General features: G+C 35.9%; 9 protein-coding genes. 5 read left to right on the forward strand and 4 right to left on the reverse strand.

All coding sequences use genetic code 11. The features are described 5' to 3' along the window. Positions 1 to 140 precede the first annotated feature (140 nt). From AC3DU7_RS10165 to rimK, 4 genes are all read left to right on the forward strand, one after another. On the forward strand, positions 141 to 284 hold the full coding sequence (locus tag AC3DU7_RS10165) for a hypothetical protein (RefSeq protein WP_488039234.1): 144 nt from the start codon (positions 141 to 143) through the stop codon (positions 282 to 284). Positions 285 to 601: 317 nt separating this feature from the next. Continuing rightward, positions 602 to 1,735: a glycine cleavage system aminomethyltransferase GcvT gene (gcvT, locus tag AC3DU7_RS10170; protein WP_488039242.1), complete on the forward strand. Its 1,134-nt coding sequence runs from the start codon at positions 602 to 604 to the stop codon at positions 1,733 to 1,735. A gap of 182 nt (positions 1,736 to 1,917) precedes the next feature. Next, on the forward strand, positions 1,918 to 2,370 hold the full coding sequence (locus tag AC3DU7_RS10175; RefSeq protein WP_488039235.1) for an ATP-dependent zinc protease family protein: 453 nt from the start codon (positions 1,918 to 1,920) through the stop codon (positions 2,368 to 2,370). A gap of 24 nt (positions 2,371 to 2,394) precedes the next feature. Next, positions 2,395 to 3,276, forward strand: coding sequence for a 30S ribosomal protein S6--L-glutamate ligase (rimK, locus tag AC3DU7_RS10180; protein WP_488039236.1), 882 nt, complete (start codon positions 2,395 to 2,397; stop codon positions 3,274 to 3,276). A gap of 171 nt (positions 3,277 to 3,447) precedes the next feature. Here rimK and AC3DU7_RS10185 read toward each other — a convergent pair whose 3' ends face one another. The 3 genes from AC3DU7_RS10185 to AC3DU7_RS10195 form a co-directional block, all read right to left on the reverse strand. After that, on the reverse strand, positions 3,448 to 5,262 hold the full coding sequence (locus tag AC3DU7_RS10185) for a putative bifunctional diguanylate cyclase/phosphodiesterase (protein ID WP_488039237.1): 1,815 nt from the start codon (positions 5,260 to 5,262) through the stop codon (positions 3,448 to 3,450). Positions 5,263 to 5,307: 45 nt separating this feature from the next. Continuing rightward, a complete protein-coding gene (locus AC3DU7_RS10190; protein WP_488039238.1) occupies positions 5,308 to 8,103 on the reverse strand; it encodes a histidine kinase dimerization/phosphoacceptor domain -containing protein in 2,796 nt (931 codons plus the stop codon). A 513-nt stretch (positions 8,104 to 8,616) separates the two neighbouring features. Then, positions 8,617 to 11,871, reverse strand: a complete 3,255-nt coding sequence (locus AC3DU7_RS10195; RefSeq protein WP_488039239.1) for a GAF domain-containing protein — start codon at positions 11,869 to 11,871, stop codon at positions 8,617 to 8,619. A gap of 634 nt (positions 11,872 to 12,505) precedes the next feature. On the opposite strand from AC3DU7_RS10195, the gene AC3DU7_RS10200 reads away from it, so the two are divergent. Further along, the gene (locus AC3DU7_RS10200; RefSeq protein ID WP_488039240.1) at positions 12,506 to 13,444 is read left to right on the forward strand and encodes a succinylglutamate desuccinylase/aspartoacylase family protein; all 939 of its coding nucleotides are present in this window, start codon (positions 12,506 to 12,508) and stop codon (positions 13,442 to 13,444) included. On the opposite strand, the gene AC3DU7_RS10205 is transcribed toward AC3DU7_RS10200, so the two are convergent. After that, positions 13,404 to 13,590: hypothetical protein (locus tag AC3DU7_RS10205; protein ID WP_488039241.1), on the reverse strand; the 187-nt coding region annotated here is incomplete at its 5' end. The two genes, AC3DU7_RS10200 and AC3DU7_RS10205, sit on opposite strands and share 41 nt — an antisense overlap.

Here is a 13,590-nt window from a genome sequence, read left to right on the forward strand (position 1 = left end):
TTATCAGTACCTCTGCCTGAAGTCAGAGGCTTGAAATATTGAACTTTATTTTTTTTTCATCCCCTTGAAAGGGGAGGCTTGAGACCTTATTTTTTGGTCAACAACAAGGAATACTTTCTGGAATAGAACTAGGATTAGAATTGAAATTTGGTGAGTCAGGAAAAGAAATATTTTCAGAAATTAATACTATTGAAAATATCCAGGTTTTAGAAACAATTCTGGCCTCTCTCAAAACTTTGGAAACTATCGACCAATTACGGCAAATTTATCAGTCAGATTCTTAAATAAGATATTCTGAAAAAACTGTGAATTCTGTTTCTTTTCTTACTTCCTTTTCTTACAGCGCTTGAACCACATCTTCACAAGCAAAACCTTGTAGGGACGTTCCATGGAACGTCCCTACAGTGGTCTGTAAAGGTAAAGATGGCGGGTAAAGATGGTAAAGATGGCGGGTAAAGATGGCGGGCAAGATGCCCGCACCACAAGAATAAAACTGTCAGCAGACTCCATCGTTTTGCTATCGCTATTCCCTCCTGACTTCTGTAAATACATACAATGTCCTAAAATCAATAAAGTTAATCATCAACTTAGGGAACTAGCAGTGGCCAAATCAACAGAATCTAATACACAATCTCTTTCTCGCACACCTCTATATGACTTATGCACCGAACTCAAGGCCAGAATGGTAGAATTTTCTGGGTGGGAAATGCCAGTACAATACACCAGCATCAGTAACGAACATGAAGCAGTACGCACCAAAGCTGGAATGTTCGATATTTCCCACATGGGCAAGTTTATCGCTCAAGGCCACGACTTAATCGAAAAAATTCAACTTTTAGTACCTTCCGACCTGAGTAGCTTAGAACCTGGTAAAGCGCAATACACTGTCTTATTAAACCCCCAGGGAGGCATTATTGATGACTTCATTTTCTATCGTCAAAGTGATGATCCCCTTACCAACGAAGCACGGGGTTTTATGATTGTTAATGCTGCCACTAAAGCTAATGATAAAGCATGGATATTAAGTAATCTAGAAGCTAGTGGTGTTAAATTCCAAGATATTTCTGAGGAAAAAGTGTTATTGGCTGTCCAAGGTCCGGAAGCAGAATCTTATTTGCAGCAATTTGTCAAGGAAAATTTGGCATCAATTGGATTTTATGGGCATTCAGATATTACTGTATTAGAGCAACCTGGTTTTATTGCTAGAACTGGTTACACTGGGGAAGATGGGTTTGAAATCATGGTTGACCCGTCTGTGGGTGTGGAGTTATGGCGCAATTTGTTGAATGCTGGCGTTACTCCCTGTGGTTTGGGAGCAAGAGATACTCTACGTTTAGAATCTGCAATGGCTCTTTATGGTCAAGATATTGATACTGAAACTACTCCTCTAGAAGCGAGTTTAAGTTGGTTAGTTCACCTTGATAAAAAGGGAGAATTTATTGGTCGTCAGGTCTTGGAAACACAAAAGGCAGAGGGAGTTTCAAAACGGTTGGTAGGTTTGGAAATGCTCGATCGCTCTATTGCTCGTCATGGTTATCCTGTTTTGAGTGATGGCAAAGTGGTAGGGGAAGTTACCAGCGGTACTAAGTCTCCTACTTTGGGGAAAGCGATCGCTCTAGCTTATGTACCTAAAAAATTAGCTAAGGTAGGTCAAAAATTAGAAGTAGAAGTTAGGGGAAAAAATTATGCTGCTATTGTTGTTAAACGCCCCTTTTATAGAAGGAATAGGCAATAGGGAACAGGGAACAGGGAACAGTGTGTAGGGTGCGTTAGGCGCAACCATGTAAATGCGTTGTACCTCAAAACGTAAAATTGCGCCGTAACGCACCATCTTATGATATGAGTTTAACTTAAAAGTTAAAAGTGATAGTGTTTTGCTTCCTTCTTCCTCCTTCCTTCTTCCTTCTTAACTTATATATGAAACATCAAGAATTACCAATTATTGGCTGGCGGGAATGGATAGCATTACCCGAAATTGGCATTACTAGAATTAAGGCAAAAATCGATACTGGTGCCCGTTCTTCTGCTTTACACGCTTTTGATATTGAAACTTTTGAAATTGATGGTAAACCAAGAGTAAAATTTAAAATTCATCCCCAACAACGAGATACTAATCAAACAGTAATTGCTGAAGCAGAATTAATAGATGAACGTCATGTTCGTAGTTCTAGTGGGCAAGCAGAATTACGCCCTGTTATTCTCACAGAAGTAAATTTAATGCAAAAAAAATTGCCAGTTGAATTAACATTAACTAATCGTGAATTAATGGGATTTAGAATGTTATTGGGGCGACAAGCTGTGCGAGATTTTTTCTTAATTAACCCAGGCAAATCCTATTTAGCTAAAAAAGCAAAAAAACATCAAAAATAAGGGAAAATTCTAGAAAATAATAAAATGAAAATCGCTATTTTATCAAGTGATCCAAATCTTTATTCAACTAGAAAATTGCTAGAAGCAGGAGAAAAAAAGGGTCACAAAGTGCAAATTATTGATTACCTGCGCTGTTATATGAATATTACTTCGATGAAACCTCAAGTTATTTATAAAGGTGAATTTTTGTCAGGATTTGATGCTATAATTCCTCGCATTGGTGCTTCTAAAACATTTTATGGTACAGCTGTAGTTAGACAATTTGAAATGATGGGAGTTTTTACTACAAATCCTTCTCAGGGTATTTCTCGGTCTCGTGATAAATTACATTGTTTGCAGTTATTAGCTAGAGAAGGAATTGGATTACCTGTAACTGGGTTTGCTCATTCTACTAAAGATATTGATGGTTTAATTAATACCGTGGGAGGCGCTCCTTTGGTAATTAAACTATTAGAAGGAACTCAAGGAATAGGGGTAGTTTTAACAGAAACTTATCAAGCTGCTAAGTCAGTTATTGAAGCTTTTCGTGGCTTGGATGCTAATATTTTAGTTCAAGAATTTATTCCAGAAGCAGGTGGTGCAGATCTACGATGTTTTGTAGTAGGAGATAAAGTAATAGCATCTATGAAAAGACAGGGAGCTGAGGGCGAGTTTCGCTCAAACTTGCACCGGGGTGGTAAAGCAGAAAAAATTAAATTAACTCCTAAAGAACGTTCAACTGCTGTGCGTTCAGCTAAAGCAATGGGGTTGAGAGTTGCTGGAGTAGATTTGTTGCGTTCTAATCATGGCCCAGTCGTGATGGAAGTGAATTCTTCTCCTGGTTTAGAAGGAATAGAAGCAGCTACAGGAGTAGATGTTTCTGGCAAGATCATTGAGTTTTTAGAGAAGAATGCAGAAAAAGATTAAGTGCGCGATCGCATTACTCTCTACCTCAACAAAAAGACTGATTCAGCAAACCCTAGAATTCAGGAGGAAAGATAATAACTTTGATGAGCGTAGTTATGATGATTGGAGATTTTTTTTTATGTCTAATTAAACGGATTTGATATAATCTTATCTGTTGTCTGTTCACTGCTATTATATAGGCAAAATTTTTCCTTCATGCACTAACTGGGAAAATGCCTGTGCAGAAATAGGGGGACTAAAAAGATAACCCTGAATCATATCGCAATGGTGTTTTTGCAAGAATGCTAGTTCATCTTTTGTTTCCACCCCTTCCGCTACAACATTAAGCTCTAGTTGGCGTGCCATTTGAATCATTGCAATCACAATGGCTCTGTTCTTAGAATGCTTATGAATATTGCATAAAAACGAGCGATCAAGCTTGAGAGTATCAAAAGGAAATCTATAGAGATAGCTCAAAGACGAATAACCAGTGCCAAAATCATCGATCGCTAGATTCAATCCTAGAGTTTTGAAAGCTTCTAGCTGTTGCTGGGCTAAATCGACATCTTCCACCAAAGCACTTTCAGTCAACTCTAACTCTATAAAATTGGCACTGAGTTTGTGATTTAGTAATATTTTGGAAAACTTATGCTGTAACAGAGGCTGTCGAAGTTGATAACTTGAAATGTTAACAGCTACTTTAAAGTGTTTGAGTAGCTCATCTTCTTGCCAGACTTGGAGTTGTTGGCAGGCATTTTCTAATACCCATTCCCCAATAGTTTCAATCAAACCAGTAGCTTCTGCTAGAGGAATGAATTTTGCTGGAGATATGAAACCCGACTGTGGGTGCTGCCAACGCAAGAGAGCTTCAGCACCAGAAATTTCACCTGTTTTTAGGTCTACCTTCGGTTGATAATAAAGCTGAAGTTGTTCGCGATCAATCGCATAGTGTAAATCTGTTTCTAGAGCTAACAAGTTAGTATTACTGGTTTTACCCTGTGAGCTATGGAATTGATGACGATTACCTCCTTGCTCTTGAGCTTTTTGCATCACTAAATGGCAATCTTGTAATAAAGATAGAAAACTGTTGCTGTCACGAGGATAGAGCGCTCCACCTAAACTTGCTGTGAGAAAAACTTCTCGCTCTCCAATAATATAGGGATTGGCGATGGTTTTTAATACAGATTTAGCAATTTCATTAGCTTGGCCTAAGTATTCTACAGGCTCCAAAATTAGGATAAACTCATTAATATCTGTACGGGCAACAACATTATTCTTTCCTACTACCTCAACAATTCGCTTGGCTACCGTTTGCAACAAATAGTCAGTTTCTTGACGATCCATGTATTGGTAGATTCGATAGAAGCGATCGATACTCAGGCAAAAGACTGGTATATACAGAGATTGATGGAAATGAGAGCGATCGTTCAGTAGGGGGTTTGATAATGTATCTACTATCTCTTCAAACATACTTTGCAAAACTTTCCTAGTGGGTAGGTTCGTCAGTGGGTCATACTTGTGCAAACGCTCTAACTTTTGGTAAGCATCTTCAAGTTTACCAGTATATTCGGCTTTTGTAGCAACAACTGACTGATGTTTTTGCAATGTAATTTCTATAGTAGTTTTTAAGTCTAAGATTTGAAAAGGTTTGATTAGATAACCATAGGGGTGTGTATGTTTTGCTCGTTCAATGGTATCATCGTCAGCATAGGCTGTAGTAAAAATTACTGGAGACTGGAATTGTTGATATATTTTTGCTGCTGCTGTAATTCCGTCAATCTCTCCTTGAAGCATGATATCCATGAGGATCACATCTGGATTTGTTGTAGCAACCTGTTGTATTACTTCTTCTCCAGAGTGAACAATTCCGACAATTTCATAACCTAGTTTTTGTAAAACCATTTTTAGATTTTCTGCCACAATTAATTCATCTTCAACAATCAGAATTTTAGCAGTTGCAGTGCAGTTAACTTGATGATTTTTTGCAGAAGGGCTAGGGATTTTCATTGTAATACCTCCAAAGATAATATATATTATAATTTTTTTGACATTTTAAAACCTTTTTTTGTACTGTAATTCTGAGAAAATAAAGCGAATATCTGTACCATCAGAAGTATCAAAAGTAATAGTTCCATTTAACTGTTTCGCTAAAATATGGACGAGTTTTAAGCCCAGAGAATTAGAAGTTTCCCAGTTAACTGTCGAAGGTATTCCAATACCATTATCAGATACTTCCAAGACTAATTTTTGATTGATATCTTTAAACATCACTATCCTAACTTCTCCTAATTTTATACCGGGAAAACCATGCTTAAAAGCATTCATCAGAAGTTCATTAATCAGTAAACCGCAAGGCACAGCTGTTTCTAAATTTAGTAATATTGGTTCGACTTTAATAATAGGATTTACTCTGTTGTGGCTGCTTTGACAAGAAAAAAAGATATTGTTGACTAACTGTTTTATATATTCACCAAAATCTACCTTTCCAAAATGATTACCTTTGTAAAGCTGTTCGTGAATTAATCCCATAGTTTGAATGCGTTTTTTAGTATCATTAAATAGGTGAAGCGCAATTTCATCAGTAATTGAGTAGGATTGCAAATCTAATAAATTAGAAATAATATTGAGGTTATTTTTAACGCGATGATGAATCTCTTTAAGTAATACTTCTTTTTCTGCTAAAGATTGCTTGATTTGCTCCTCAGCTTGTTTCCGTTCGGTGATATCTCGCACAATCATTAATACTTCCTCTTCTCCATTGACAATGATGCGGAGTTCTTCGTAACATACCCGATCATCTCTGATAATTTGTCGTTCATAAACTTGTAGTTTGCCTGTGAGTATTGCTCGATCAATATAGTAAAGCTCTTGCCCTAATAAATTTATTGGTAAAGGTTTATCATTAGAGGGAAAATCTATCAGTTCAATACTTTCAGGAGGAATAAAATCTAAACAAGTGCCATCTCGTCGCACGCGCATAATTAAATCTGGAATTGCCTCTAACATTGCCCGGTTACGGGTTTCGCTCTGCCGAAGTGCTTTTTGTGCTAACTGATGAGCGCGCTCTGCTTCAACTCGCTCACTTGCTTCTAGTGCTAGGGCTACAAAATCTGCTAGGGTAGCAAGAAAATTTTGTTCCTCTAGAGTCCAGGTACGGGGAGTACCAATATGCTCTAGGCAAATTACCCCAATGACTTGTCCGCCAGAATAAATCAAAGCATCTAACATGGAACTAATGCCAAGTGGTATCAGATATTCCTCAAGCAAATCTTTGACTCTTGGATCTAAATTTACGTTGTCAATAACTAGTAAGCGACTATTTTTCCAAGCTTGGAAATAACTTGGATAGTCAGCAGCTAGCAATTCTATTTCCTGAGTATGTTCGTCTTTTGTAAGTCTGTAACAATCAACACATCGAATGAGAGTGTGAGCATCATCTAGCAACCAAATACCAACCTGTAGAACTTCCAATGTTTGCGATACGACTTCATTAATTTTTTGGCAAGCTGCTAAAAAATCTCCTTGAGTTAATACCTTATTTTTAGATAGATCGATCAGAGCCTGATTATTAGCAATTAACTGTCTGCGACTCCTTTCTAGTTGTGCAGTGCGCTCCTCAACTTGTTTTTCTAAAGTCTGATTCATTTCTGCCAATGCTTCAAAAGCAATTTTTAACTGAGTAGCCATCAGATTAAAAGCGATCGCTAGTTCGTCTAGCTCGCGAATATTTGGTAGCCCAGGAGCAATATTTTTTAATGGCACTTTCTGGTTGAAATTTCCATACGCAACAGATAGAGATGCCCTATGAAGGCTGAGAATAGGGGCAGTAAGCCAACGTGCAATTTTGATCGCTAATTTTATTGCTAGTATGAATGCTACTAAAAAAACTAGGACAATGATTTTCAGTTTGGCATAGACACCTGCCATTAAGTATGACTCCGGTGTTGCTACAACTACCATCCAGTCCAAACCTAAATTTTCTCCCCAATTTGAAACATAAACAAAATATTGCTCGCCTAGTAATTCTGTATGAAAATGTCGATCTGACTCAATTGTCTGTAGATTTTTAAGCTGTTGTTGCAAATATCGAGCAGTTGCTTGAGTCAGTGGATCGGGACTATTAACTGCTGCTAACCGTTTTGCTTTACCATTGACAACCTCAAAAGAAGGTAATTTTGAGGAACTAGCAACCAACATACTAGAACGTTCCATAATCATCACTACTTCAGATTGACTAATTTTTAACTTCTTTAGGAAATTAGAAAGATCGGAAATCCCTTGATCTACTCCCAAAACACCAATTAATTTTTGGTCATCATCATAGATAGGGTAACTTGCAGAAATTGCTAAGGCATTAGTTATTCCATCACACAGATAAATGTCACTCCAGATAGCTTTACCTGCTTTAATTGGCTGAGTATACCAGTATTCTTTTTTGTAATCGTAGGCATAACTCCTGCGAAGATCTCCCAGATTTCCTTGTGAGTCAACAGCATACTCATATATGATTTGAGGATGGGAGCGGGTAGTAATATCAATACTTATATTGTTCTTGGTTGTTATACCAGCACCCACAAATTCTCCGCCCTCATTGGCAAAGTTAATATAGCTGACATCAAATATCTGGCTTTGCTGGAGGAATAAACGCCCTGTTGTTTCTAGATCGGATAAATCCAACAAACCTAATTTCACAGCATTGTGGTTCATCTGGTTAATCAAAAGAGGTTGACGCAGATAATTTTCTAGTAAATTAGTAACATTATTGATAATTTCTTTATGGAGATTTTCTGCTAGATTATAGCTAGCTCGATGCCCATTCCAAACTGTTACAAATATTAGCAGTAACATTACTATTGATATTTGTAACACAAAAAAAATCACTAAAAAATTACACAGAGAAATTTTGCAGGAAAGACTTTGGACATAATTAGAACGCTGTCGTCTCCAAAAACAAACTCCTCTGATTATTAGATTATGCACGAGAATTTTTAACATGAATAAAACCCCCTTTTATCTAAAAGCAATTTCTTTAACAATTAATTAGGGTTTGCTGAAAAAGTATGATGGTGATGATAGGCAACAGGGAACAGTTTAGACTATCTGCATGAAGACTTCAGTTATTAAATAATAATAATGAATCAGCAATATTTGCAACGATTATCGGTATTAAACCAATATATCTTATGTATTTTAACCCTACTGCCTACTCTCAATAAGATGTAGCAAGACTTTTTAACTTTGGTATAAAATAGCGAAAAACCTTGCAATTTTTCAGCAATATTTAATCCTGGAAGCCTTAACTGGTATTGATGATAATTTTATTCAGCAAGCCCTAATTAATTATTAATTATTAATTATTAATTATTCGCTGTTGCCTCTTTGGAAAGATTGTCTAATCGGAATTTCAATGATAAATTCTGTCTCCTCTCCAGATTTAGAGTTACATATTAGGTTCCCTCCATGATGTTTGACGACAATTTGGTAGCTAATTGACAATCCTAATCCTGTTCCCTTGCCAATCTTTTTGGTGGTAAAAAATGGGTCAAATAACTTAGACTGAATATCTGGCGAAATTCCATAACCATTGTCAACTATCCGAATGACAACCCAATTTTTCTTTACTATTGCGGTGTTAATACTAATTTTACCAGTATATTTTTTTCCTGTCATTGTCTGCTGCTGATTTTTTTCTTCCACGGCATCAATAGCATTGCTGAGAATATTCATAAATACCTGATTGAGTTCGCCAGCATAGCAGTTAATCAAAGGTAACTGGCCATAGTTTTTGATTACCTGAATTTCTGTAGTACCTGGTTTTGGCTTCAGACGGTTATGGAGAATAGTAAGAGTACTATCAATACTTTCATGGATATTTACTTCTTTAAATTGTGCTTCATCTAGGCGAGAGAAAGTCCGCAAAGATTTGACAATTTCAGTAATGCGATCGGTTCCCATCCGCATTGACTTAAATAACTTATCCAAATCTTCTTGGAGAAAGTTTAAATCTAAATCCTCTAGCAGTTCAGTAATATCTTCTGGGGCATCAGGGAAGTGTTGTTGGTAGAGATCTATCACTTCTAGCAAGTCTTGAGTATATTCGGTAGCATGAATTAAATTACCGTGAATAAAACTGACTGGATTATTAATTTCGTGAGCTATCCCGGCAACCATTTGCCCAATACTAGACATTTTTTCACTCTGTACCATTTGAGCTTGGGTAAGTCGCAACTTCCGTAAAGTAGTTTCTAATTCATGAGTGCGTTTTTGTAGTTGTAATTCTGCTTCAACTCGCTCACTTGCTTCTAGTGCCAGAGAAAGTAAATCTGCTAGGGCACTAGCAAAATTTTGTTCTTCTAAACTCCAGTTACGAACAATACCGATATGCTCTAAGCACATTACTCCGATCATTTTTCCACGAAAATAGATGATTACATCTAACATAGAAGTGATTCCAGAGGGTTTTAAGTATTCTTCCAGTAGTTTTTCCATTCTTGGGTCTGAAGAAACATCATTACTAACCATCAAATGAGAATTTTCCCAGCACTTAAAGTAATTTGGATAATTAGTAACTACGAGTTCCATTCCTTGATTATGTTCGTCTGTGATGGAGCTGTAAAAATCAACACATTTGATTTTAGTATGATTTTCATCTAGCAGCCAAATACCAACTTGTTTCACTTCCAATGTTTGAGAAACTACTTCATTGACTATCTGGCAAGCTAGCAGGAAATCTCCTTGAGTTAATATCTTATTTTTAGAAAGCTCGATCAGTACCTGATTATGAGCAATTAACTGGCTGCGACTCTCTTGTAATTCAGCAGTGAGTTTTTGGAGTGATAGAGCTGTTTTGCGAGCATCAGTGTAGAGTTTTGCTTGGTTAATGGCAATTGCAAGTTGCTCAACTATTTCCTGTAGCAGTATTACCTCTTCTTGCTGCCAATGATGTACTTGAGTACAATAACTACAACTCAACACTCCCACTACTTCAGAGGAGATTTCTATTGGTAATCCGATAAAAGACTTGGATTTTTGAACAATTAACAATTTTTTGAGTTCTAAATCTTCTAGGGTACTAACTTTATTGATTCGGATAGTTTCCCTCTTAAAAAAACGATCGTATAATTTGTCAACACTTTCTCTGGAATAACAACTAATGGCACTGACTAATTCAGGATGTTTAGCTTCTGTTACTATTTCCCAAAATGGCTGTACAGTTGTAGTCTGATACCAGGCAAAAGTACAGTGTTCAATATTAAGTAAAGTATGAATCTCGCTCACAGCTTTTTCCAAAATAGTGTCGATATCGAGAGAGTGAAGAATTTGGCTAGCAATATGACTTTTGAGCCAGTCGCGATTTTTAACTTCCAGGAATTTATGCCGAGTTTTCTTTAATTCAGCATTTGCCAGTTGATTTTTTCTCCGTACTATTGTCACCACAGCAACACTTACAGCCAGTAAACCATTTAAAAATAGGTACAACCAGAGGAAATTTATCAACATTCGATCTGATTCAGCCGACAATACTTCTGGGGTAATATAAGAAACTATTTTCCAACCGTAGCTATCTATAACGTTTTTGGATAGGGTAATTTTAGGAATGTTTACTTGAGCAAAGTTTTTATGTATATTCTGAGGATCGAAGGTTGTAAAACTAAATAATCCCTTCTTAGTTTGTATTTGTCCTGAATCTTTGAGAGATATATCTTGCCATGCTTCGGGAAACTGACGCTCAAATGTTTGTTGCCTTCGATCAGATAGTATGAAACCCCATTGTTTTTCTGGTTTTTCTGGATCGATTAACCAAAATCCAGCTCTATTCAATAGCATTGACTGGCCTAAAGTCCGATAATTTTCTTGGGTTAGCTGTCGATTTAAGTGTTCTCCCATATAGTTGGCTACTACCATGCCTTGGAGCTTATTTTGGCGATTGTATATAGGTGCCACTAATCGTATAGATGGTTTAAATGGTGGTTCAGTTTTTCCCTGTTCTTGGTTTAAGTCAAAGACCGACATATAAATACTATCCTTTGGCATAGCGATCGCTGTTTTGAAGTAATCCCTATCTGCTTTATTTTGCAGTAACTTTTGGCGAGCAAGTTCAACTTGTCCATTTTCATAGTTAACTTTTACTATTTCCTGACCTGTATTATCAAGCAGTCGAACTTGGTAATAAAGTTGCTGATCTTTGGCAAATGCAAAAAAATATTCTTCTATATGCTCTAAATGTGAGTGTTGTATTTGAGAACTATTATTCTTAGAAAAATAGTCTTTTATGTCTGGTAGTTGAGCTAAACTTTGCACATCTAAAATCAAAGCCACAAATGAGTTGCTGATGAGGTTTTTTTTCACTTCTACAACTCGCTTTTCTTCTATTTTTAATATCTTTTTTTTGCTGCTCAATTCTATGTAGTAGCTATTAGCAAGAATACCTCCGATGAGAATAGATATCGGAAAAAATGTCAGTGCAAATTGTTTGGCGATCGCACCACGATTTTGCCTTAATGATAGAAATTTTAATGCTCTATTTTTATATTTATTAAGTTTTATTTTCTGATAAATAACTAGGTCAAAAATATTTTTACAGCTAAAAAAAAATGCAAAAATAATATATATCATAGCTATAAAATCCTCTAAGTGAATTTTTATACTATTATTATATAGTACCCATAATCATCTGTATAAGTAATTTCAACTAAATTGTATGGCTAACTCAGCTGGGTGATTACTACATAAATTTTTTTTACATTATTTTTATTTGCCAGAAAAACTATAAATATAGGTAAAAGTTTTATGAAAAACAGATATGATTTCTATAAATAAAAATTTAACTTTTATACAAAATATTTTATTGATTCACACACTTATGATATTATTATTAGTTAATCAACTTGAGCAAGTGGAATAAATAAATATAGTAGTTTTCATATCTATGAAATATGGTAACTAGCCATAAAAATTATATTAGCTAGAGAAAAATAAAATTATTTTCTATTATATCATGCAAAAAGGCCAATGTCAAATTAAATTATAAAAGTTGTTTAATTTCTGTTCCCTATTTCCTGTCTTCCTCCCAGAAACTATTTCCTATTTAATGATAATCACCTACTTATATATTATTACTCAATAACTATAATTATAACGGTAAAATAGTACTTTTTTTACTAAAAAATAGCCCTGTTGAAATGTAATTTTTATCTTTAATACTTAAAAAAATTACATTTAATATTCTTAGCCATAAACTCAGTACAAAATGATCGAAATCGGTGGTTTAATTATTCCTCCAGCACAAAGACAACGTATAGAAATACCAGTAGCACGTCTGCCTACTCAAACTTTAATTACTTTACCAGTGACAGTTATAAATGGTAGTCATACAGGACCGATACTTTGGTTAAGTGCTGCTATTCATGGAGATGAAATTAATGGAGTAGAAATTATTCGTCAAGTATTACAAAAAATTTCTCCATCTCTATTAAGAGGTACCATAATTGCAGTACCAATTGTTAATATATTTGGCTTTATAGAACAATCACGTTACTTACCAGACCGTCGTGACTTAAATCGTTCTTTTCCAGGTTCAAACAGAGGTTCCCTTGGTAGTCGTTTAGCTCATTTATTCATGGCAGAAATTGTTAGTAAATCTACTCATGGTATTGATTTACACACCGCTTCAGATCATCGCAAAAATTTACCACAAATTCGGGCAAACCTCCATGATAGTAGAACTTATGAATGTGCAAAAGCATTTGCAGCACCAGTAACAATTCATTCCCAAACTAGAGATGGTTCCCTACGCGAAGCAGCAACAAAACGTGGCATTCCTGTCTTATTGTACGAAGCAGGAGAAGCATTACGATTTGACGAAAATGCTATTAAAGTAGGAGTGGAAGGAATTATGCAGGTAATGGGAGCATTAAATATGTATCAACAAGAAACCTACATAGATCCACAAACAACTGTACAAATTCATGAGACTAAGTGGGTGAGAGCTTCTTGTAGTGGAATTTTGAGACTATATGTAAAACTAGGTCAGCAAGTTACAAAGAAGCAAGTTTTAGGTATAATTTCAGATGCTTTTGGAGAAAAAAGTACTACGGTGAATGCTTCCTGTGCAGGAATAGTCATTGGTAGTTTACAAAATCCTCTGGTTAATCAAGGTGATGCGATCGTGCATATTGCTGTTTTATAGCAGAAGGCAGAAGGAAACCAAGAAATTTTTTTCTTGCTTCAAAGCAGAAGTCATCTTGAGATGACTTACAGCGGTTTTCATTTGGGTAGACCACAGTAGGGACGTTCCATGGAACGTCTTTACCAGGTTTTGTTTGTGAAGATGTG

Source organism: Okeania sp. (assembly GCF_983059655.1).